The following is a 21,855-nucleotide window of genomic DNA, read 5'->3' on the forward strand; positions in this document are numbered from 1 at the left end:
CGATGCCGTGCTCTCCGGGCCGCTTTATCCTTAGGCTCTCCCAACGCAAGAGGCGAAGTCTGGTTCGATGAGAAGCCTCCGCTCATGCTCACAGAACAGCTAGCGGATGCACTCAGGCCAAGGCATAGATCTTGGCTTCCCAGGGAAAGATCGGCTCCCGGCCGATCCATTCGGGCGACACGTCGCGATCCTGCGTGATCTCGCGCCAGTGCATGCCCGTTGGGGTCGTTGGCCAGTTCGGCACGCGATATTCGGAAGCGGGGGCGAACGGCCGCGCGGTTTCAAAATCCGAAAAATTGGCGACGACGACCACGGGATGGTCGATGCCCGGCCGGCCGCGTCGCCAGGCGAGCACGCGTTTACCCTCCTCGAAATCGACGTGGATGAACTCCGTGTCGTTGACTGCAAGCGCATCAGACCTCGTGCGAAAACGGACGAGGCGGGCGCAATATTCGAATACGCGCCAGCGCCAAGGATCCTTCACGGGATCGATCTGTTTTTGCGGATGGACGACCGCGAGGTCATGCTGGTCGGCGAACTCTTCGCCGGCGAAAATCATCGGGATGCCGACGGCAGTCATCAGGCAGGCGAAGGCGAGCTTGATGCGCCGCTCCGTGTTCCAGACGCCATTGTTGTTGAGGAAATTGTACAGGCGCTCGTTCCTGAAGCCCTCCACATCGTGCGAGGTCACGTAGTTGATCGCTTGAGAGCCATCGGCGAAGCCGAGCAGACGGCAGTCGATCAGTTTGCGCACCGTCCACTCGAAACTCGGCTCCTTTTGGTCATTTTGTCCCATGATTGCATACCGAACCATCCGCTTGAACTCTTCGTTCCACAGGCCGTCGAGGCGGTTCTGGCGCACAAGATCAATCGGCACCGCCAGGTCCTCTCCAACGACGAGAAAACGTTCGTCGGCATCCTGCGCCGGCAGGCCCTGCGCCAGCCACCGCGAGCGCCATATGGTTCGGGCAAGATCCTTGTACTCTTGCACGAAATCCCAGTTCATGATGTTGGGCACGCTGTCTATGCGTATGCCATCGAGCCGAAAGTCGAGCATCCAACGCGCAAGGCAAGTCAGCATCAGGCGCCGCGCCGGCACGAGGCGCGCGGTTCTCCCGGCGAGCGGATCGTAGGCGTCGGTCAGGAAGTTATACTTGAAGAGGTCACCGCCAAAGTCGTCCCGGGCGTCCTCTTCCGGGTCACCAGTCCCACGGTGGACGTGGAAGTCGAGAAAATTGATGTACCGATAAGCGTATCGTGTTGCGAAGGCCATCACGACGTCGGTGAAGAACCGAAGGTGGTGCCGGTGGCAGGCGGTCACAAGCGCCGCAAGATCGCCGGATGCCGTCGGCGAGGCATGGCCTCTCGGAAATCCCAGATCAAAATCGGCGGCGAAATAGTTGCTCGTCGCGTAGCCCCACTCGCGGTTGACGAAGCTGTCGGCCGGAGGCAACAGTTCGAGCGCGTTGACACCGAGGTCCTCGAGATGTGCCTCGCCGGGGGCGAGCGCAGCGACGCCCGCGAAATTGGTCGGTGCCGCCGCGCGCTCTACGAGCGCAAGGACGTCGCGGAAAGTCCCGCCGGCGATGCTGATGGTGCCCTCCGTCTCAATCCGGCTCCACCGCGTTGGCAGCTCGTAGATGACGAGACGGTTGTTGCCGGGGAGGCCGTCGAGAAGTGGATCGTTCTGCCAGTCGGGTTCGTCGCCGCCGGGGTCGCAGGGCACCAGTTCGTTGTCCCGCCACTTCACGACGGCCGCTGGCCCGAGGTCGTCATCGGTGAACGGGAGCGGCAGCGCCGGCGCGCGCAGCCGCCAATCCACCGTCCAGGCAGTCGGGTCCGTGCACAGGATGCGCGCCGACACCGGCGTCTTCGGGTTCACGTTGGTGACTTCGAACCAATAGTGATAGACGCGGTTGTTCGCCAGCCCGCAGGCTGCGGCCGCTACTTCCCAGAGATCGGCCGAGACTGGTGAAACAGCCAGATCGAACCTGTTCAGCCGCTGAAAGCTCGGTGGGTTTCCCTCCAGGAACGTACCGATGACAAGGGCGGGGGGCGGGTTCACGCTCCCCGGGCGCCAGAGCACGAAATGGGTTCGCTTCCTCTGGAGAAGATCAAAGGGCATCGGACTCTCCATCCAGATGTCTTCGGTACCGCGCCGTCCACGTCAGCCGATTGCCAATCCGCCGCGATCGGGACGCTGGCCGCCGAAATCATCCCGCGCAGGTACGTCGTCCTGATGAACATAGCGCGATACTGCGCCTCACTGCGGCGCTCGCAGCTCGATACCATAGCGCGCATAGATCCGCGCGATGGTGCCATCGGCTAGCAGGGCCTCGATTGCCGTATCGACACGCGCTCGCAGCTTGTCGTCGGGGCGAAGCAGCCCGGCAGCAATATTCCAGTTCAGATCCTGGTCGTTGTCGAACGCCGGAATCAGGCGCAGCGGCTTGTCGGCATGCTGCAGGTTGAACCAGCCGACCGTCATTGGTGTGACGGCGGCCGCCTCGATCTCGCGATTGGCCAACGCTGCGACAATATCGTCCTCGAACACGAACGGAGACGTGGCAGCGCCGCCCTTGGCAAGCGTCATGGAGACCAGCGAGCCGACCGGCACCCCGACCCGCTGATCGGAGCCGAGATTGGCCAGCGACGACGCCGGCGAATCGCCCCGCACCGCGAGCACGACGCCACTGCGATGATAAGGACGCGATACCTGCACACCGCCCGCGGGCGGTGTGTCCTTGCGGGCGATGACATCGAGCACGAGGTCGCAATCGGCGCGGCGATACTGGATCGCACTGACCACCCACTCCCGCGTCAGCTTGACACCGAGTTGCCGGGCAATTTGCTCGCCGAGTTCGACCTGAAATCCCGGGATCGGTCCGTTCTTGCTTGCAAACGGCAGCGCGTTGGGGCTGGCGCAGAGCGTCAACGCGCCGCGCTCGATGACGGTTTCCAGCGAGCGGGCATCCGCTGACGCGTTCCAGAGCATCAGCAGCGCGAGGCTTGCCGCGTATCGGGCTAGGCCATATCGCGGGGACAACGCTCTAGTCATCGAGCCCTCGAATGTAGGCCAGGATCGCGACGATCTGGCCGTCACTGAACACCCCGCCATAGGCGGGCATGGAGCCCGCCTTGCCCTTCTTGATACGCTCGACGATGTATTCGTCGCTGCGCTCGGACTTCGACAGCTTCGGGCCCCTGCCCGCATGACGGCCGCCATCCTGGTGGCAAAAGCCGCAGGTGGTAGCGAACATTTTCCCGCCCTCGATATCGTCCGGCGAGGCTTCGGCTTGCGGCAGCGGATTCGCAGGGCTGGCTGAGTTGGGCTGTTGCGCAAACGAAGCGGTCGACAGCCATGGCAAGATGATGGCCAGGCAAGCAACAATCAGAAACCTTATTCGCATTCCGGCATCCGTAATCACCGCGACGTGTTGACCGGCAAGGGCGGCAAGGAGCGATCGCCCCCTGCCGCCCGCGCGTGTCATTGCCTGAGCGCGAAGACAACCAGGGCACCGGTATTCTTCGGCATGCTCTTGAAGGGCTCGCCAAAGAGCGCGACAAACTCGTCGCCCACCAGGCTGCCCCAGCCCGCCGGTACGGCGACGTACTGCTTGCCGCCGGCCATGTAGCTGATGATGCCCGCGTTATGTCCCATGCCGTTGTTGCGCGACCAGAGCTCTTCGCCAGTGTCCGCATTATAGGCGTGCACGATGCCTACGGAATCCGGCACGAACACCAGATTGCCCGCGGTGGCGAGCACGCTGGCGAGCGGCGGCTGCGGGTAGGTGACCTCCCACTTCTTGGCGCCGGTGACGGGGTCGCGGGCGCTAAGATGACCACGGGCCGGTCCATCCGGAGGCGCCACAGCCTTGAACGTGGCACCGATGTTAAGCTGGGCCATCGGCTCCAGGATCGGCGTGGTCTTCTCGACGGTCAGCTCCATGCACCACTCCTGCCCGATCCGGTAGAACAGCCCGTTCTTGGGGCTGTAGGCGCCGGAGTTCCAGCTGATGCCGCCCATGATCGCCGGGCACAGCGGCGGGTCCACCTTGCCTTCCGCGAGGTCGCGGCGTCCGATCAGTTCGCCGGTCTTCGGATCGATGCTCTTGACGAAGTTGATGTTCTTTACCAGCGGCCAGACGTTCTCGACCTTGGCGTTGGAACGATCATAGACGAAGATGTACCCGCCCTTGTTGGCGTGCACGACGAGCTTCTTGCCGCCACGGTCGATCATGACGAATTCGCCGACCGAAGAGTCGAAGTCCCAGGCATCGTGCGGCAGCTCCTGATGGTGGAATTTGAGCTTGCCGGTATCGGGATCGAGCGCAATGACCGATGTCGTGTAGAGATTATCGCCCGGCCGCGCTCCGCTCTTCTTCCAGTCCGCGCCCCCCCAGTCGTAGAGCGGCGCCGGGTTCGCGGTACCCCACCACACTGAATTGGTTTCCGGATCATAGGCTCCCGGCATCCAGCCGCCGCCGCCGCCAGTTCGCCAGGAGTCGCCACCCCAGGTCGCCTTGGCCTCTTCGGTACCGGCGACGGTGAAGAACTCCCATTTCTTCTGTCCGGTCTTGCCGTCCACCCCGAAGATCGGTCCGCGATGGGGCCATTCGCCACCCTGGGCGCCGATGATCACCATGTCCTTGACCACCAGCGGCGCGCCGGTGAAGCCAACCGTCATCCTCTTGGAATCCAGCAGCTTGGTGTCCCACACCTGCTTGCCGGACTTCACGTCGAGCGCGATCAGGCGCCCGTCGACCGTGCCGACATAGAGATTGCCGTGTCCGATCGCGATGCCGCGGTTGTAGGGCGAGTGCGTCTGCTTGGCGACCAGTTCCTCGTCGAGCTCCGGCGCATACGCCCAGATTGTCTTGCCGGTCGCTCCGTCCAGCGCGTAGACACGGCTGTAGGAGCCCGAATAGTACAACACGCCGCCGATGGCGAGCGGCGTCGACTGAATGCCGCGGGTCGCGCGCTCCGGGAAATGCATCCACGCGACTTCGAGATTCTTGACGTTGCCGGTGTTGATCTGGTCGAGGCCGCTGTAATGGTAGGACTTGTAGGTGCCGTGATGCGTCGGCCAGTCGTTCTGGGCCGCCTCGGCATTCAGCGCCGCGGCGTCCTGAGCGCGCGTCGGCGAGACGGTGACTAGTGCTGCCACCGCCAGCGCGGCGCAGCCGGCAAGATATCGTTCATGGAAAATCATCTGTATCCCTCCCTTTGCAGTTTGTTTGTTGGGCCGAATTTTCGTCGCGACCTTTGGCAAGGATGTCCTGGCCTCAATGCCTCATAGGGTCAGGAGTTCGAGATAGATGGTACGGAGCAGCGGGACCGCCGTCACGAAGAGACGGCAGCGTGTCTTGCAGCCTGAGTGAGAAGCGGGGCGGAGGTTCGGGCGAAGGATTGTTTTCGAGGAGGGCGCCAATTCAGTGCACGGCGGCACATGCGATCATTGCCAGGGCCTGCCTGCCCCTTGCTGCCCCCGGCGATGTCGATGCAGTGCACCATGACACGTCCCTCGAATGCGCAACGCCCATTAGTTGACCGGATTGTTGTTTTTTTGTGGAGCCCCGGTCGGCCGTGGCAACCTTCGGCTGAAGTCTCAGTCGCTCCGGCCACCGCGCAGGAGGAGGGCAGGCGATAGCGCTGCGCCAGCGTGTCAAGTACGGCATCACCACCCGAGCATCATGGGAGTGGGTCGCGCTCATTCAGGCAGACCCGCCGGTCGCAATGAGAGCGGGGTTTGGACAGTGTGACTGTCGGATTACATCGCTTGCGCCAATCGAGGTTTGGGCATTGAATTCAGCGATCATACGCCACCACCGCAAGTAGTTTTCTTGGTGTGCCTGCGCTCGCGCAGGATGACACGATGAAGAGAAGCGCGTTGGCGTGAAGCGAGTGCGATGGCTCCATCCGTAGCCAGGCGGAAGGTACGCCTCATGGTCCGTCCAACTGACCGGGAGTGAGCCGCATTCGCGAGCCTCGTGCGCGCGCTGAACAGCACTGTCGACGCCAACAAGGGAGGAGAACGATGAGCACCTGGCTTAGTGAACGCGAGCAGCGCCTCGTAGCTGGCGCCGAGGCGGCATCGGCGGCAACGCCGATTCCCACCCAGATTGTTTCCAACGGCGAGTATCTGCCGCCCCCGCAGAGCGCGACACAAAAAAAGGTCGAGGCGCGGATCAACGAGCTTGCAGACCTGAACGGCAAGCACCTCGGCTTGAGCCGCAGGCAGTTCCTGCACACGAGCTGCGGCATGGCGGCGGCATTCCTCGCCATGAACGACATCTACGGCAATGTCTTCCAGGTCGCACCCGCGGAGGCCCGCGAGCCCGAGCTGATGCAGGCGCGCGCGCAAGGCCTCGCCGGCCAGTTCATCTTCGACGTCCAGACCCATTTCGTGCGCGACGAGTTCGATCACAAGGAGCTGCTGGGTCTGGCGGACTTTGCGAGCCAGCACTGGAATCCGAAGATGAAGGAGGAGGGCGTCACCTCGCTCGCCCGCTACAAGTTCCAGAACTATGTGAAAGAGATCTACTATGACAGCGACACCAACATGGCGCTGTTGAGCGGCGCGCCGTTCGACGATCCGAGCTGGTGGCTTCTGTCCAACGAGCAGATCGTCAAGGCCCGCGAACTCATCAATGACTTCGCGGGCTCGCGCCGCCTGCTGGCGCACAGCGTCATCACCCCGAAGCAGCCCGGCTGGATGGAGGAGGTCGACAAGGCGATCGAGATCTACAAGCCCGACTCCTGGAAGTCCTACACGATCGGCGATCCGCTGGCCCCCTCGAAATTCCCGTGGCGGCTCGACGACGAGCAGGTGATGTATCCGTTCTACGAAAAAGCGGTGAAGGCCGGCATCAACACGCTGTGCATCCACAAGGGGCTGCTGCCGCCCGATTACGAAAAATCGTTCGCTGGCGTGTGGGAATACGCAACTGCGTGGGACATCGGAAAGGCGGCGAAGGACTGGCCGCAGATGAACTTCGTGATCTATCACTCCGCGCTGCGGGCGTTCCTCGAGCTGCCGGACAAGGCCTGGGCGGAGTTCGAGCAGACCGGCCGCATCCAGTGGGCCACGGATCTCGCGGAAATCCCGCAGAAGTTCGGCGTCACCAATGTCTATGCCGAGCTCGGCACCTCCTTTGCCAACTCGGCGGTGGCACATCCGAAGTTCTGCGCCGCGCTGGTCGGCACGCTGATCAAGGGCATGGGGGTCGATCACGTCATGTGGGGAACTGACTCGGTCTGGTACGGCTCGCCGCAGTGGCAGATCGAGGCGCTGCGCCGCCTCGAAATTCCGGTGGACATGCAAAAGAAATACGGCTTTGCGCCACTTGGCGACGCCAATAGCGACACCAAGCAGCTGATCTTCGGCGGCAACGCCACCAGGTTCTACAAGATCAGGCTGAAGGCGGCTGACAACACCAGGATGCCGGCCTTTTCCGCAGACCGGCTTGCGGCGCTCAAGAACGAGTATGCGCTCGCGGCCCAGGAGCCCTCGAACCTGCGCTACGGCTACGTTCGCGCCGCGTAAATGTCCAACGGCTGCGCCGGCGGAGTGGGCAGGCTTCGCCGGCGTAGAGGAGGTGCGGCTGCCAACTCCCACTTCGGTTTCGCGGAGGGATCGTGAGGCGACGTGAGTTCATCGCGCTCCTCGGCGGCGCGGCGGCAATCCGATCACTCGGCGCGCATGCGGAGCGCCCGCCAGCGCGGATCCTCTATTTCACATACTCGGCCGGCTACCGGCACGATGTCATACCGCTGTCCAGGGCCGTCTTGACGCAGCTCGGAAGCAATTCGGGTGTCTTTGAAGTCACCGCAACGGAAGACACGTCTGAATTTTCCGCCGGAAACCTCGAGCGCTACGCCGCGGTGATGTTCTACACGTCAGGAGAACTTCCGATGCGCGAGGCGCAAAAGGCAGCTCTTCTCGACTTTGTGCGCTCGGGCCGCGGGTTCCTCGGGGTTCATTCCGCGACGGATACATTTTACACTTGGCCGGACTATCTCGATCTGGTCGGCGGCTACTTCAATGGTCATCCCTGGCATCAGCCCGTGACAATCGAGGTGGTCGATCCCGGCGATCCGCTGGTGGGTTTTCTCGGGAATTCGTTGCATGTCGAGGACGAGATCTACCAGATCAGCGACTTCGATTACCGTGGATCACGCGTGCTCCTGCGCCTCGACCCAAGCTCGGTGGACCTTGGCAGGACCGGCGTGCATCAGCGGTTCTATGGTTGGCCTCTCGCATGGACCCGACGCTACGGCGAGGGGCGGGTATTCTATACAGCGCTGGGCCACGAGCCGTCGGTCTGGCAGGACGCCCGCTACCAGCGAATCCTGGCGAATGCTATCCTCTGGTCGATACGAAGGTCGCCCTAGCAAACGCCGCGACGCTTCGCATTTGCGCCAGAAGGCCTTACTGCTCTGGGAGCGAATGCTCGAGAAAAAAGCGAAGCATTTCCCTTGTTGCGTCCGGTCCTCGCGGATCGGTGTAGGAGCCCGCAGGGTTGCCTCCGGACCATGCGTGCCCGGCTCCGTGGATATTCCAGTGCTCCAATATTCCGCGTCCACTCGCGTCGCTCAGGATCGTTCTTGTATAGGCATGCCCTCCGGGTACTTGCCCGCGATGCACCTTCTTTTGCGTGCTCGTCGTTCCCAAAGACTGCTCAAGAATTTGATCGCCGTTGTTTGGATGAACGGTAGTGTCGCGATCGCCGTGAAAAACAATGGTCGGGACAGGTGGCCGGTCACCTGAAATTACCTTGTGATCGGACCCACCTTGTCGCATCGCGACAAGCGCAGACGGAAGGTCGGCAGCAACCCCGCACGCGAGGCCAGAATGGATACCGATTGCCGCGTACAGATCGTTGTATGTTGCTCCCATGATGGCAGCAGCCGCCGCGCCGGCCGACAGTCCGCCCACATAGACGCGCTTTCGATCAACCAAATAGTCATCCATGATTTGGCGAGTGATGCCTGCGATCAGCGAGGGTTCGCCTCTGCCTCGCTGCTGGTCGGCTGTGCGAAACCAGTTCCAGCATTTGGCCCGGTTTGCCTGGCTGGGCTGCGCCGGATAGACCACGAAACAATTTTGCTCCTCCGCGAGAAAGTTCATCCTCGTGCCGGCGGCGAAATCATCCGGCGACTGGGTACAGCCGTGAAGCATGACGACCAAGGGAAGCGGTTGCTCCCGATAGCGGCTCGGGATGAAGAGCCTGTAGGCACGGCTTCCCGCGGGACTGCTGTACGTGCTTTCGATGAAGCGGGCGCACTCCGGCACGATGTCCGATGTGGACAGCGGAGCGCGCTTCATCACACCTCGCAGTCCGATCCCGGAGCGCCCCTCTTTGCGATCCGGTAACGCGCGGAGCATGCGCGGTTGTGCGGGGGTGGCTGACTCTGATTGCGGAGGGCTGTCCGTCTCCTCAACAGCATTGGCCTTCGCATCAATGATGAGCGGTCCTGCAAGAGCGATGCGACCGCCGGTACGCGATGGTGCGTTTGGCGCACGCTCGCTGCGAAGCATGCGCTGAAGGAGCGCGGTGGCCTCAGCGAGTTGGCCCGCGCGCGTGAGGCGTGTCGCCTCCCGAATGATGTCCTGGTTCAGCATCGCCTTCACCGCGTTCTGTCGGCGAGGGCGGCCTTGACCGCCGGACTGGCATGCAATGCGCCCAGTACGGAGACTGAGGCGATGGTGGCGCGAGCAAGCTCGGGCGTCACGTCTTGGGAGATGCTGGCAAGGCCCAGGACATTGATGTGCAGCATCTCGCCGGCGCGCTGCACCGCTTCGAGATCCTCGCGGCTGTAGTTTCGCAGTCCGAGGTCCAGACTTTTCCGGGCCGTTGACTGCTTTACGACGTCGGCGTGACGTTCGAGCTGGTTCCGGATCGCCGTCCGGATGAAATCGGTACGGTTCGAGTAGAACCCTTCCTGAACCATGAGATCGACGTGACCAAGGTCGACATAACCAAGATTGATCGTGATTTTTTCTGTTTCGGGCGGCCTGGGTCGAAATTCCCGGACATTATTCGCCATCGTTCTCACCATCTGTAAGCCATCTACCTGGATGGCATATGGATGTCTCTGACGTATATTCAAGGGTACGAGCCATTGGGAAGTTTATTCCTGGCATCGCGGCCAGAGCGTTTTCCAGCGAAGGGGAGGCCGGTTCGCGTCAAGAAAATGCGTGAAGAGTCCCCGTTCCGATTCAATCGCAACGCGGGTTCTGACTGATCTCCGCTGACCAGACATTCGTTGGGACGCCGACTGCCTTGCTTCCATAGGGGAGCAAGTCATGGACTGCCGCGACTCGTGCAGGGGGCGCCAACGGCGCCGCTATCCGCGGATCACCGCATTGGCCTTCTCGGCGGCGTTGGTCATCGCAATCTTCGCCGGCCTCGTTCCGGAGACCACTTCATTCACGCCGATCATGAATGCGTCCAGGATCGGTCTTGACTGCGGATGAAAAAGGATCGCCTTGGCGCGCTCGACATCGGCATTCTGCAGGTTGGTCAGCGCCGCCTCGGCCGCCTGTGCGCCGAACGCCTTCTTGAAGCCCTGGCTCGACCAGGCCGACACGCGTGTCGTCGCCAGCCCCGCTGCGGCGGTCCGCATCGAGGTCGGCTTGCTTGTCGCCCACAGCAGAAACAGGAAAGCCGCCCGCTTGTTTCGCGACCTGGAATTGATGCACGCCTGCCAGTGCGACATGAAGGGCACGGACGTTCGACCAACGACATGCGGAAAGGCGGCGAACATGGCCTTGCCGGCAACGTGGCTTTTTGCCGGATTGGAGATGTCGGTCGCGAAATTGCTGCTGTCGATCGCCATCGCCGTCCTGCGCTGCAGGAAGTCGTCCAGCACATGGTACCATTCGTAGCCGCTCACGCCGCCAGGACCGGCTTGACGGAGCAACTGACCGTACATCTCGATGGCCGCGATTGCCTCGGGGCTGCCGAATGCGGCTTTGTTGTCGTCGACCATCGCCCCGCCATAGGAGAACAGGAAGGCCATGGCCGGCACGGACGAATTGCCGCCGGCTTGAGCCCGCATGGCGATCCCGGACATCTCGTCGGTCTTGATCGCGTTGGCGGTCGCCAGCAGCGCTTCGAAAGTTTGGGGAACCGCAAGGTTCTTGGCTGCCAGCGCCTCGCCGTTGATGAACAAGGTCACGGCCTCTGATGTGATCGGGATGGCGTAGCGTTCGCCGTCCCGCCACAACGGAAAGGCCCGGGCTGTCTTGAGAATGTCGTTTTCATCATACCAGCCGGGATCGGTTAGCGACTTGTCGGCATAATAGGCGTTCAGCGGCTCGACCCATCCGCCCGAGATACCCTGGCCATAGGTCGTGAACATGAAGACGTCGGGTGTGCTGTCGTGCCGGTTGAGCTGGATCGGCAGCGCGCCCAGATAAGTGGTCTCCAATCGGAAGTCGGTAACGAGGTTGATGCCGGTGAGCTTGGTGAAGTCAGGCAACAGCGGAACGATCGCGTTTGACCAGGGATGGATCGCGCCTGCGAGCGTGATCGTCTGCCCTGCAAATTGTTTCCAACCTATCGCGGCGTTGGCATAGGCGGCGACATCGTCGGCGAAACCCCACCGCGGCAGCATGGCAAGCGCCGGCAAGGCCACCCCCGCCGCGCCCAATGCCTTGACGAAGTTGCGTCGGCTGGCCGACTTTGGGCTGCGCGGCAACGCGTCACGCAACTTGTCACGCAACTTGTCATTTGGAGCCATGGGCTTGCTCCTGCCGGACGATCGGCCCTCACAACACGCGGGCGGGCCCTGACCGTGACGTTCTTGCCTCTTGCGAGGGGACCAACGGGCCGGTGTAATCTTGCGCGGTTGGACTTGCCGGTTCCCGTCTCACCTATGCGGACCGCGGCTGTATTTTGATTATACTGGCGATACGCCGCGTCGGCATCAGAAAACAGCCGCGCACGCGAGCATCGAAGACTTTAGGCCAATGTCAGCTCCTCTGAGCCAGTCCTTTCGGTGGTTAGCTCGTCCGCTGGCATTGGTGGTCGCAGTTCTTCTAGCTGTAGTTGTCGCGGCCGGGTTTCTCGGCTTCCGATATTGGCAGGACCGACAAGCGGCCACGCTTGCGCAGGAGCGCGGCCGTCAGGTACTCGAGACGCTGGATCGGCTGCGGGCGGTCATCGCTGACGTCGAGGCGCAAAGGCGCGGCTATCTGCTGACGCTCGATCCGCAATATCTCAAGGCCTATGGCGTCTCCGATGAAAGCGTACGACGGGATGCGCAGGCGCTCCAGGCGCTGGTAGCGGGCGATCCGCTGCAGAGCCATCGTGCCGGACATCTGGCGCTGACCGTCGCAGCAAAGCTGCGCGAGATCGATGACATTGTCAAAACGGCCCGCACCTCCGGGCTGGCGACGCTGGCGATGATCCGCAGCCTGGACGAGATAAGGTCGCAGATCGACCAGATGGTGGATCACGAGCGCTTCCTGCGCGTGGATCAGGAGAGGCGCGTCGAGGCACTCGAACAACGCAAGGCCTGGCTGATCGCGACCGCCATCATCATTGTCGCAATCCTGGCAGGAGTGGCATTGGCGCTCGCACGGCTCGAAGCGACAAGGCGGCGCATGGCAATCGCAGAGAACATCGCGCTCCACGGCGATCTCCTGGCACGTGACAAGAAGATCCGGCGCCTGGTCGACGCCAACATCGTCGGCATCATCATCTGGGAGCTCGAAGGCCGCATTGTGGAGGCCAATGATGCGTTTCTCCATATGTTGGGTTTCGACCGCGAGGATCTTGCATCGGGCCGGGTGCACCGGACGGACCTGACGCCGCCGGAATGGCGCGACCGCGACGCACACACCGTCGCAGAGCTGAGGCGGATCGGGACCGTCCAGCCATTCGAGAAAGAGTATTTTCGGAAAGACGGCAGCCGTGTGCCCGTGCTGCTCGGTGGGGTGATGTTCGAACAAAACCCAAACCAAGGCGTCAGTTTTGTCCTCGATCTGACCGAGCGCAAACGAGCGGAAGAGGCGCTGCGTCAGAGCGAGGAGCGCTTTCGCACCCTCGTGCAGTTCTCCTTCGACGTGTACTGGGAGACCGATGCGCAGCATCGCTTTAAGCACCAGGAGTTCGCGGAGAACCTTGCCGACGCGCCGGAGTTGGGCTCCGAGATCGGCAAGACGCGTTGGGAAGTGCCTTACCTGGAGCCTGATGAAGAGGCCTGGCGCAAGCACCGCGAGACGCTCGATGCCCACCTGCCGTTCCGTGATTTCGAGCTCGCGCGGCCCGCCCCTGACGGGAGCAAGCGTTACGTCTCGGTCTCCGGGCTGCCGGTGTTTGACGATAAGGGGCGCTTTGTCGGTTATCGCGGCGTCGGGCGGCACATCACCGAACGCAGGCTTGCCGAAGAAGCCTTGCGTGCCGTGCAGGCGGAACTCGCGCACGCCAATCGAGTCACCGCGATGGGACAGTTGACGGCCTCGATCGCCCATGAGGTCAACCAGCCGATCGCCGCGACGGTGACCAACGCCCAGGCCGCCTTGCGCTGGCTGCGCGCTCAACCGCCCGATCTCGGCGAGGTTCTCGACTCCCTCAGCCGTATCGTCGAGGACGGCAAGCGCGCCGGCAACGTCATCGCCGGCATCCGGGCCCTCATCAACAAGGTGCCGCCGCGGAAGGATCGGTTCGACCTCAACGAAGCTGTCCTCGAAACGATCGCGCTGACCCGCAGCGAAGTGCTCAATCATGGCATCTTGCTGCAGACCGAATTCGCGTCCCGGTTACCTATGGTGGAAGGCGATCGTACCCAGCTGCAGCAGGTGATCCTGAACCTGATCCTCAATGCCATTGAAGCCATGAGCGGCATCGACGAGGGGAGGCGCGAACTTCGGATCACCACCGAGACAGAGGCCGACGGCGGCATACTCGTCACGGTTCGCGATTCCGGCCCGGGCCTGGATATGGCGGATGTCGAGCGCGTTTTCACGGCTTTTTACACGACGAAGCCCGAAGGCATGGGCATGGGCCTCGCGATCTGCCGGTCGATGGTCGAGGCTCACGGCGGAAGGATGTGGGCGAGCGCGAATGAACCGCGGGGCGCCGTCTTTCAATTCACCCTGCCGCTGGAACGAGACGAGAGCATCCCGGTCCGGCGCGTCCTGTCCAATCCAGCCGCGTGAGATCGCAGCTTCGCCGAGCCTCGCGCTGCGTAACTCGCTATGATCTCGATGCCCTCGGCGTCCTTCCGACTGTCAGCATCGCCGTCAACGCGGTGATCATCCTCGCCGACGGCAGCGGACCATGAACCTGATACGAGATGCCCGGCTGCCCGGTGCGTGTTTTCCGGCGAAGTTGGGGGTATACTGGGCCAGCTTTATCAGCGCGCCACCTCGCTCCAGCTGGTTTGCTCCTCAGCCCCCGAGTTGTCGCCCAGGTAGCCAGGCAGGAGTTGAAGCGGTGACCGACGTTGAATCGAAGCAGCGGCAGGACATCACATCGGCGTCCGATGCCGATCCTCTTTTTGGCCCGGTAGCCTCGGGGTCGTTGCGCTACCTTGCTTCCATTGCGATGACCGCCCTCGCGACGGTCGTGGCTGTCGGTGCTGACAACACGGTGACGATCCCCAATCTATCCCTCGTATTTGTCGTGCCAGTGATCATCGCCGGCGTTAGTCTCGGCTTGGGTCCGGCACTCTGTTCGGCGATACTGGGTGCTCTCGCCTTCAATTTCTTCCTTACCGAGCCCCGCTACTCGCTGGCCGTCGACGACGCCGCGAACATCTGGGCGATTGGACTGCTGTTTGTCGTCGGCCTCATCGTGAGTGGCGTTGCCTTCACCTCCCGCCGGAGGGCGAGCGAGGCGGCACTGTTAAGAAGGCAGGCGGCTGTGCTGCAAGACTATAGCCGTGACGTCGTCGCAGCCGACAATATGACCGCGATCGTCTCCATCACTTCCAAGGCTCTTGCAGCACTCTTCCAGGTTCCTGCCGTCGTGATGCTCGTTGCGGAGGGCAGGGTGGTTTCCCTCAAGCAAGTTGGCGACGTGGAACCCCAGGAGGCAGAATTGGAGGCGGCGCGATCGTCGCTGGCGACTGGAACGACCGTGCGCAGCGGCGTTTACCCGAATATTGCCTCGCGCTTTGACTTTTGGCCGGTGGGGACGGCCGAAGGTCATAGTGCTGTGATTGGAATAGCATTCGACCCGGACGAACGTCCCCTGGCGCCAGATGTGCCCGTCCAGATCGTTGCGCGTATTTTAGCCCTGGTGCTTGAGCGTCAACATCCACGGGCTGGACGCAATGCGCAGCCCGCAAGTTGAATCCGATGGGGCACCAGAACCAATAATTCGCTAGGCGCTCCGACCCGGCGGGAGCACGACGACGATCGCGCCCGGTTTCACCCGATTCACGAGATCGATGACGTCCTCGTTGGTCATGCGGATGCAGCCGGACGAGATGGCCTGACCGATATATTCCGGCTGGTTGGTGCCGTGGATGCGGTACAGGGTGTCCTTGTTGCCCTCGTAAAGGTAGAGCGCCCGCGCGCCCAGCGGATTGGCCGGACCTCCGGCGACGCGCTTCGGGTAGGGGCCGAGCCGGGCCTGGATCTCTGCCGTCGGGATCCAGTCCGGCCATTCAGCCGTCTTGCCAACCGTAGCGACGCCGGACCAGGCCAGCGCTTCCTCGCCCACCGTCACGCCGTAGCGGATCGCCTTGCCTTCCGGCAGGACGTAATAGAGATACTTGGAGTTGGTATCGACCAGGATCGTGCCTGGCTGCTCCCTGCGCGTGTAGTCGACAATATGTCGGCGATAAGTCTCCGGAATGCTCGCCTGCGCATAGGGCGGGTGGGCGAGCAACTGCCGGTCCCTTGGGGTCAAACTGGCATTGGACGACGGCGCAAGCGTGGCTTGCATGCAGCCTCCGAGCACGGACCCGAGCAATCCCACAAACAGCAACGCAACCCCGGACTTCGACACAGCCAGTCCTCCAAAGCGTTACACATCCGTCCATTTGCTGCTCAAATAGTGCAGAAATCAAGGCGGCGCTTGGCAACTTGTCACCCTGCCTCGCGTCAAACGGACCTGCCGAGCCAATGTCCACTATTGAGAGATGTCGTCCGCAAATGCGCACCAACGCGGACGTTGGCCGATCACTCGAATGTACGGGTACGCAACCCCCAGGCCCAGTCTGAGCAGCGATTCGAATTTGGGACAGCTTCGTTGTCCGTCTGTGGATTCGCGCAATCCATACTTGTCGCATTGCCGTTGAACCTTCGCGAAGTTCCCGTGACCCACAACTAAGGGGCTTTGGGACCACAGGAGGTTCTGATGACGAGGCATCGAACGATTACTGGGTTCGTGGCTGTCGCCCTGCTTGCTGTTGCCGCAACCGCTGCCACCATGAGGTCGCACGCGCCCTGGACCGACGGCTTTGTCGTCTCCCCCGGCACGACTATGTTGAAAGACCTCACGGTTGACGCGAGCAAACTCCCGACTGCGAGTTTTGAAGACCGCTGGTCCGCGATGTCAACTTCGACAACGGACACGGCTGAGCACAGGCTCGACGTTCGCTAAGTGTCGCCGTAATCGGGCGCCTTGGCGAAAATCGTAATGGACCCTTCGCAGTTGGGCGACGCTTTCGCGTGACGGGGCGCGGATGCGGCTGCGCGCACGACAAGATGATTACGGAGGTACATCCACACCACGACTGGCAGTCGTTCGAAAATCCAACTTTTCGAAGGAGGCAACGATGAATGTGCTGAAAGCTGCAATCGTCGGCTTGGCCCTCATTTCAGCCAATACGCCGATCCGAGCGGACGTCATCGCCGACTGGAATAACACCGCCATGGACGTGATGAAGGCGGTCAACGTGGCCGGTAATCCCTGGACGCGCAGCATGGCCCTGGTGAACGTGTCGATGTCAGACGCCGTCAACTCGGTGCAGAACCGATATTCGCGTTACACGACGGAGCTTCCAATCGACCCAAACGCCTCGGCCGAGGCCGCGGCAGCAGCGGCTGCACGCGAAATTCTCACGCGTCAGTATCCCGGCCAGAAGGCGCGGATTGATGCGGCCTTCACGGAGACGATGCAGACCATTCCGGACAATCCCGCACGGGTTGCGGGTATTGCTTTAGGCGAAAAAATTGCGGCCGCCGTTTTCACCGAACGCCAGAGCGACGCGACAAACGCGCCCGACACATACCGCCCGCTTACCACGCCTGGCGTCTGGGTGCCGACCACGCCGCCGCTCTTCCCGCAATATGCGACGGCCAAGCCGTGGGGCATGGACAGCGCGAGTCAGTTCCGCCCGGCGCCGCCGCCGGCCCTCAACAGTGCTCTTTACGCGCGCGATTTCAACGAAACCAAGGACATGGGCGGACTGAAAAGCACCAAGCGGACCGACGCGCAGTCCGACGCCGTGCGCTTCTGGACACAGGCCAACCTCGGGCCCGCGTGGTTTCAGGCGGCTAGGCAAGCCTCCGCGCGTCGCGAACTCTCGGTGGCGGAAAGCGCGCGGGTGTTCGCACTGATGTCCATGGCTCTCGCCAATTGCTTCATCGTCGATTGGGACGCCAAATTCCAATACAATTTCTGGCGGCCGATCACCGCGATCCGCAACGGCGACCAGGACGGCAACGATGCAACTGAACGCGACGCCGGCTGGCAGCCTCTGAACACCACGCCGATGCATCCGGAATACCCATCGCAGGCGGGGATCAACGCGGGTGCGGCGCGAGGAATTCTGGAGGCTGTATTCGGCAGCGGGCCGGAAGGCTTCGTCGCGACCGATATTTCCGACGCGCGTCTGTCACGCCAATTCACCAGCTTTGCGCAGATGGACCAGGAGCACAAAGAGGTGCGCATCTGGGGCGGCATTCATTTCCGCAATTCGCTGGAGGTCGGAGAAGCGATGGGTCGCAAGATATCCGATCATCTCGTGGCAAATTACATCAAGCCGACGCGGTAGGCCCATGTTCGGCGCCATCTCACGGCGCTTGGTGACCGGCGGCGCGCTGCTGCTTGCCACCTTCCTTGCCGCTGATGCCGCCGAGATTGACGACGATCTGCCCGACCTTACTCCCCAGATCGCGCAGATGGCCTCCGAGGTCGCGCTCGAGTTGCAGCAAATCTGTCCGCCTGCTTCACCCTCGGACCAGGCAGCCTTCGACCGATGCCGGCGCAGCCTGTTCGGCGACTCCGCACTGCGGCGCAGCCTCGCGCCGAGGCTACTGTGGGGCCGCCGGAATCAGGACGCCGGGGCGGCGCTCAAGAATACCAATCTCACGCAGTTTGCGCCCGATGTGATTGTCGGCCTTTATCTCTCGCTGTTCATGTACAGCGGCGAATACACCACTGAGTACGTCGAGCGCGAACGATTGTACCTGATCCGTCTGCGGGCAGGATTCCGCAACCTGTTGCCGCCCGGGCAGTTTCCGTATCCGTTCTGGCACGAAGAGGCGAAGTGGGGTGTTTATCAGGCCGCGAATTCGGTTCTGCTCTGGGTCAATCCGAAGACCGCGAAGATCGTCATCGGGCAATTTACCGAACGGGGCAGCGACAGCCCTGTTGTCACCACGCAACCGATACGGCCCAAATTCGATGGCAAGTGGATGTGGATGGACAAGGACGGACGCATCCAGCCGCGCGTGACACTATTCGACGGCTTGTTCCGGCAAAACAATCCCTATCTGGCAGAGCTCGACTCCACCTACAGGACGATGGCGCTGCGGATGCGGGACGCGCAATGCGATAATTGTCACGTGCCCAACAACCCCATGCCGATGCGCCGGCTGGTCCTGCTGCACACACCGGCCCACGCGGCAGGCGAGATTGCCCGGTTGATGAAAGCGGTGCGTGAGGACAGGATGCCACTCGACGATACCGGCGCCGAACAGCCGCTCGAGCCCGCGCTCAAACGTGCGCTGCTCGAAAGCGGCGCAGCTTTTGAAGAATCGGTGAAGGCTGCAAAAGATTGGGAGGCGGCACACCGCGATTGAGCTTGGCTCGCAGACCGCGTTGCGCCTTGACTATTCGCGGCTAACGGATCGGCGCGGAAAACCAGAGTTTGAGCTTGAGACCCGGCGAGTTATCAAGCATTTCGATCCGCGCGCCGTGAAGATGGGCGACGGCAGCGACCAGGCTGAGCCCCAGCCCGTTTCCCGGCGTGTAACGATTGTGTTCGAGCCGGTAAAAGCGCTTGAAAACCTGCTCGTATTCGTGAGGGGGAATTCCGGGCCCGTCATCGGCGATCGAGATGACCGGTCTGTCATCGATGTTTTCGTTCGCGACCACGACTTGCCCCCCGGCGCGGCCATGCTTGATCGCATTGTCCACGAGATTGGCGACGGCATCGAAGATCAGGTCGCGATCGCCGGTCACCAGCACCTCGCGATCGCCGACGACGGTGAGACGGGTGCCCTCCTGTTCGGCCGCGGCATCGTACAGCTCCACAACCTCGCCGGCGATTTCCGCCAGGTTCACGGTGCGGAACGCGCCCTTTCGTGCCTGGGTTTCGATTTGCGCAATCCGCGTGAGCGACGAGAATATCCGCAATACGGCATCGAGGTCGGCGATCGTATCGCCGATCAGCGCCTGGTCGTCCTCGCCGATGCGCTGACCGTGATAGGCCTTCTCCAGCCGTCCGCGCATGCGCGTCAGCGGCGTGCGGAGGTCGTGCGCGACATTGTCGCTCACCTGCTTGACCTCTCCCATCAATGTTTCGATGCGGTTCAGCATCTGGTTAAGGTTCTCCGCGACGCGATCCCATTCGTCATGGGTGCCGCGGAGCGGAATGCGCTGATCCAGGCCGCTCTGCATGATGGCCCGGCTGGTGGCGTTGATCGATTCAATCCGCCCCACCGTCCGGCGCGTCACGAGGACGCTCGCGACCCCCGCAAGCACGAATATCAGTACAATGCCCGAGATCACGGCCGTCTTGATCTGGTCGGCAAAGCCGTCGAGCTCGCTGATATCCCTTCCCACCAGCAGACGATCGCGGCTCGGAAATGTTCCGAGCATGGCCCGCAGCAGCGGCCGGGTTGTCGCATTGGGGAACGGCTCCGGCGCGCGAAACTCTATCCATCCTTCGGCGGCAGTGGCCGTCGATGGCCATGTCTTGAGATTGCCGGCCAGCGTGACCAGGGAAGGATCGGCCAGGATATATACGTTGTCTGCAAAACTGCTGTCGGCGATGCGTTCCTGGATCAAGGCGATCAGCCCATCGCGCCCGGACCGCTCGTAGGCGCGCTTCAGGCTCAAATACTCGGTCACGATGGCGCGATCCGACCGGCTGCGCACATAGGAGGAGGTGGACAGGTAGACGTAGCTGAAAATGGCCGACACGATCACGCCGAAGGTCCCGATCGCGATCAGCGCCAGCCTGAATGTCGATGACGTTAAGGTCTTAGCCAGGAGCACGGAGACAGTACCCTGTGCCGCGAACCGTGTGGATCAGCGGATAGGCCTGCTGGCCGTCGACCTTGCGACGCACGCGCCCGACATAGACGTCGATGATATTTGTGGAGGGATCGAAATGAAGGTCCCAGACGTGCTGCAGCAACATTGCCCGGGATACGACGCGGCCTTCGTTGCGCACCAGATACTCGAGGAGCTGAAACTCCCGGGGAAAAAGCACAATATCCTTGCCACGCCGGCTGGCGGTCCGCGACACCAGGTCGAGCGCGAGATCGCCGACACGCAAGATCGTCTCCTTGACAATGGTGTCACTGCGTCGGCCAAGCGCCTCGACCCGCGCCAGGAGTTCGACGAACGAAAAAGGCTTGACCAGATAGTCATCGCCGCCGGCACGCAAGCCGCGCACCCGATCGTCGACTTCTCCGAGTGCACTGACGATCAGGATGGGTGCGGCGATGCCATCATCACGGAACTGACGCATGACGGCAATGCCGTCGATATCGGGCAGCATGCGGTCGATCGTGATGACGGCATAGCCGCCCGTGGCGCCGCGACTCAGCGCTTCGTTGCCGCTGGTGGCCAAATCCACCTTGTAACCGCTAGTCTTGAGCGATTCCACGAGTTGGTCGGCGGTTTCCGGGTCATCCTCAACGACCAGAATGCGCCGATGACTTCCCGTCATGGTCTTACGTCTCCGAACCACTGCCCAGGCAGCTGGAGACTCGCTCATGTAGTCTGAAGGTTACGTGAACAAGGTGACGGTCGCCACCCACTGGGACCGGATCCTTTTTCGGGACCGTGCGCTGGCGGCGACCATCACCATGTCTGGATCCTAGCGCACGGACGGCAGAGACCCGCTGGGACCCGGACTCAATATGGCAGCTTCATTGCCTCAATCGCGATACGCTTCAGTAGTAGCCGTAGTCGCCGCAGATGTTCACCCATCGCGGTCCGTATGGCGACCACGTCCTGCGCCAGCAGCCGTCGTAGGCGGCGTAGGCGTAGGGCACACCAACACCAATGAACGCAAAGCGATGGTGGCGGTGATGGAAGAACCGGCCGTGATGGGCAAACCCTGCATGCGCAAAACGCGGACCCGCGAAGCGGCTACCTGCGAACCCGACCCGGCTGCCTGCGAAGCCGATCCGGCTGCCTGCGAAACCCATGCCGCCGGCACGCATGCCGCCGCCCATGCCACCAAAATGCATTCCACCTCCACCCCCATGCATGCCGCCACCACCATGACCGCCGCCGCCACCACCATGGCCGCCACCGCCACCGCCACCGCGAGCGAGCACGGGTGACGCAAGCGCAAGCGCCGCAACCATCGCACCCGCGGTGAGGCACTTAAGGAGCTTGTTGTTCATCCCAACCTCCGTGTTGAATTGCAGCGACCGATACGGTCGCAAAAAAGAAGACCATCAGCAGACCCAAATGATCCAGTGAT

Annotated in this window: 16 protein-coding genes and 2 pseudogenes; 7 read left to right on the plus strand and 11 right to left on the minus strand. The window is 62.3% G+C overall.

Annotated features, from left to right (window positions below):
• Window positions 1-112: 112 nt before the first annotated feature.
• The 4 genes from V1283_RS12490 to V1283_RS12505 all read right to left on the minus strand — a co-directional run bounded on the left by V1283_RS12490 (window position 113) and on the right by V1283_RS12505 (window position 5,212).
• On the minus strand, window positions 113-2,125 hold the full coding sequence (locus tag V1283_RS12490) for an alpha-amylase family glycosyl hydrolase (protein WP_334386790.1): 2,013 nt from the start codon (window positions 2,123-2,125) through the stop codon (window positions 113-115).
• A gap of 138 nt (window positions 2,126-2,263) precedes the next feature.
• Complete coding sequence (locus V1283_RS12495; RefSeq protein WP_334386791.1) at window positions 2,264-3,058, minus strand: substrate-binding periplasmic protein; 795 nt, start codon at window positions 3,056-3,058, stop codon at window positions 2,264-2,266.
• Entirely contained in the window at window positions 3,051-3,410 is a 360-nt protein-coding gene (locus tag V1283_RS12500) for a c-type cytochrome (protein ID WP_334386792.1), read from the minus strand. Before V1283_RS12500 ends, V1283_RS12495 begins: the two co-directional genes overlap by 8 nt.
• Before the next feature lie 77 nt (window positions 3,411-3,487).
• Window positions 3,488-5,212, minus strand: a complete 1,725-nt coding sequence (locus V1283_RS12505) for a pyrroloquinoline quinone-dependent dehydrogenase (protein WP_334386793.1) — start codon at window positions 5,210-5,212, stop codon at window positions 3,488-3,490.
• 825 nt (window positions 5,213-6,037) lie between these two features.
• On the opposite strand from V1283_RS12505, the gene V1283_RS12510 reads away from it, so the two are divergent.
• Window positions 6,038-7,546 (plus strand): amidohydrolase family protein, encoded by a 1,509-nt coding sequence (locus tag V1283_RS12510; RefSeq protein WP_334386794.1) that lies wholly within the window; start codon window positions 6,038-6,040, stop codon window positions 7,544-7,546.
• Between the two features lie 92 nt (window positions 7,547-7,638).
• Window positions 7,639-8,394: a ThuA domain-containing protein gene (locus tag V1283_RS12515; protein WP_334386795.1), complete on the plus strand. Its 756-nt coding sequence runs from the start codon at window positions 7,639-7,641 to the stop codon at window positions 8,392-8,394.
• Window positions 8,395-8,431: 37 nt separating this feature from the next.
• On the opposite strand, the gene V1283_RS12520 is transcribed toward V1283_RS12515, so the two are convergent.
• The 3 genes from V1283_RS12520 to V1283_RS12530 all read right to left on the minus strand — a co-directional run bounded on the left by V1283_RS12520 (window position 8,432) and on the right by V1283_RS12530 (window position 11,748).
• On the minus strand, window positions 8,432-9,625 hold the full coding sequence (locus V1283_RS12520) for an extracellular catalytic domain type 1 short-chain-length polyhydroxyalkanoate depolymerase (RefSeq protein ID WP_334386796.1): 1,194 nt from the start codon (window positions 9,623-9,625) through the stop codon (window positions 8,432-8,434).
• Window positions 9,626-9,630: 5 nt separating this feature from the next.
• On the minus strand, window positions 9,631-10,050 hold the full coding sequence (locus tag V1283_RS12525) for a CopG family transcriptional regulator (RefSeq protein ID WP_334393037.1): 420 nt from the start codon (window positions 10,048-10,050) through the stop codon (window positions 9,631-9,633).
• 300 nt (window positions 10,051-10,350) lie between these two features.
• The gene (locus tag V1283_RS12530) at window positions 10,351-11,748 is read right to left on the minus strand and encodes an ABC transporter substrate-binding protein (RefSeq protein ID WP_334386797.1); all 1,398 of its coding nucleotides are present in this window, start codon (window positions 11,746-11,748) and stop codon (window positions 10,351-10,353) included.
• Window positions 11,749-11,977: 229 nt separating this feature from the next.
• On the opposite strand from V1283_RS12530, the pseudogene V1283_RS44690 reads away from it, so the two are divergent.
• The 3 genes and pseudogenes from V1283_RS44690 to V1283_RS12540 all read left to right on the plus strand — a co-directional run.
• Window positions 11,978-12,481 (plus strand): annotated as a pseudogene (locus V1283_RS44690) (CHASE3 domain-containing protein); the annotation flags it as partial.
• Between the two features lie 144 nt (window positions 12,482-12,625).
• Window positions 12,626-14,170 (plus strand): annotated as a pseudogene (locus V1283_RS12535) (PAS domain-containing sensor histidine kinase); the annotation flags it as partial.
• Window positions 14,171-14,447: 277 nt separating this feature from the next.
• Window positions 14,448-15,308: a DUF4118 domain-containing protein gene (locus tag V1283_RS12540; protein WP_334386798.1), complete on the plus strand. Its 861-nt coding sequence runs from the start codon at window positions 14,448-14,450 to the stop codon at window positions 15,306-15,308.
• 30 nt (window positions 15,309-15,338) lie between these two features.
• Here V1283_RS12540 and V1283_RS12545 read toward each other — a convergent pair whose 3' ends face one another.
• Window positions 15,339-15,968 carry a L,D-transpeptidase gene (locus V1283_RS12545; protein ID WP_334386799.1) on the minus strand — a complete coding sequence of 210 codons (630 nt, stop codon included), beginning with the start codon at window positions 15,966-15,968 and terminating at the stop codon, window positions 15,339-15,341.
• Between the two features lie 772 nt (window positions 15,969-16,740).
• Between V1283_RS12545 and V1283_RS12550 the strand changes: the two genes are divergently transcribed.
• Both V1283_RS12550 and V1283_RS12555 read left to right on the plus strand, forming a co-directional pair.
• Complete coding sequence (locus V1283_RS12550) at window positions 16,741-17,961, plus strand: vanadium-dependent haloperoxidase (RefSeq protein WP_334386800.1); 1,221 nt, start codon at window positions 16,741-16,743, stop codon at window positions 17,959-17,961.
• Window positions 17,962-17,965: 4 nt separating this feature from the next.
• Window positions 17,966-18,991 (plus strand): hypothetical protein, encoded by a 1,026-nt coding sequence (locus V1283_RS12555; RefSeq protein ID WP_334386801.1) that lies wholly within the window; start codon window positions 17,966-17,968, stop codon window positions 18,989-18,991.
• 40 nt (window positions 18,992-19,031) lie between these two features.
• Here the strand turns inward: V1283_RS12555 and V1283_RS12560 are convergent, their stop codons facing one another.
• From V1283_RS12560 to V1283_RS12570, 3 genes are all read right to left on the minus strand, one after another.
• Window positions 19,032-20,411 carry an ATP-binding protein gene (locus V1283_RS12560; RefSeq protein WP_334386802.1) on the minus strand — a complete coding sequence of 460 codons (1,380 nt, stop codon included), beginning with the start codon at window positions 20,409-20,411 and terminating at the stop codon, window positions 19,032-19,034.
• Window positions 20,398-21,090 carry a response regulator transcription factor gene (locus V1283_RS12565; RefSeq protein WP_334386803.1) on the minus strand — a complete coding sequence of 231 codons (693 nt, stop codon included), beginning with the start codon at window positions 21,088-21,090 and terminating at the stop codon, window positions 20,398-20,400. The genes V1283_RS12560 and V1283_RS12565 overlap by 14 nt, the downstream gene beginning before the upstream one ends.
• A gap of 226 nt (window positions 21,091-21,316) precedes the next feature.
• Complete coding sequence (locus V1283_RS12570; protein WP_334386804.1) at window positions 21,317-21,775, minus strand: hypothetical protein; 459 nt, start codon at window positions 21,773-21,775, stop codon at window positions 21,317-21,319.
• Window positions 21,776-21,855: the final 80 nt, after the last annotated feature.

It is taken from the genome of Bradyrhizobium sp. AZCC 2262 (assembly GCF_036924535.1).
GTDB lineage: Bacteria > Pseudomonadota > Alphaproteobacteria > Rhizobiales > Xanthobacteraceae > Bradyrhizobium.

Bases quoted from the DNA above. Each gene is read 5' to 3' on its own strand.
- V1283_RS12490 (WP_334386790.1), bottom strand. From the start codon at position 2,125: ATGCCCTTTGATCTTCTCCAGAGGAAGCGAACCCATTTCGTGCTCTGG.
- V1283_RS12495 (WP_334386791.1), bottom strand. From the start codon at position 3,058: ATGACTAGAGCGTTGTCCCCGCGATATGGCCTAGCCCGATACGCGGCA.
- V1283_RS12500 (WP_334386792.1), bottom strand. From the start codon at position 3,410: ATGCGAATAAGGTTTCTGATTGTTGCTTGCCTGGCCATCATCTTGCCA.
- V1283_RS12505 (WP_334386793.1), bottom strand. From the start codon at position 5,212: ATGATTTTCCATGAACGATATCTTGCCGGCTGCGCCGCGCTGGCGGTG.
- V1283_RS12510 (WP_334386794.1), top strand. From the start codon at position 6,038: ATGAGCACCTGGCTTAGTGAACGCGAGCAGCGCCTCGTAGCTGGCGCC.
- V1283_RS12520 (WP_334386796.1), bottom strand. From the start codon at position 9,625: ATGCTGAACCAGGACATCATTCGGGAGGCGACACGCCTCACGCGCGCG.
- V1283_RS12525 (WP_334393037.1), bottom strand. From the start codon at position 10,050: ATGGCGAATAATGTCCGGGAATTTCGACCCAGGCCGCCCGAAACAGAA.
- V1283_RS12530 (WP_334386797.1), bottom strand. From the start codon at position 11,748: ATGGCTCCAAATGACAAGTTGCGTGACAAGTTGCGTGACGCGTTGCCG.
- V1283_RS12550 (WP_334386800.1), top strand. From the start codon at position 16,741: ATGAATGTGCTGAAAGCTGCAATCGTCGGCTTGGCCCTCATTTCAGCC.
- V1283_RS12555 (WP_334386801.1), top strand. From the start codon at position 17,966: ATGTTCGGCGCCATCTCACGGCGCTTGGTGACCGGCGGCGCGCTGCTG.
- V1283_RS12565 (WP_334386803.1), bottom strand. From the start codon at position 21,090: ATGACGGGAAGTCATCGGCGCATTCTGGTCGTTGAGGATGACCCGGAA.
- V1283_RS12570 (WP_334386804.1), bottom strand. From the start codon at position 21,775: ATGAACAACAAGCTCCTTAAGTGCCTCACCGCGGGTGCGATGGTTGCG.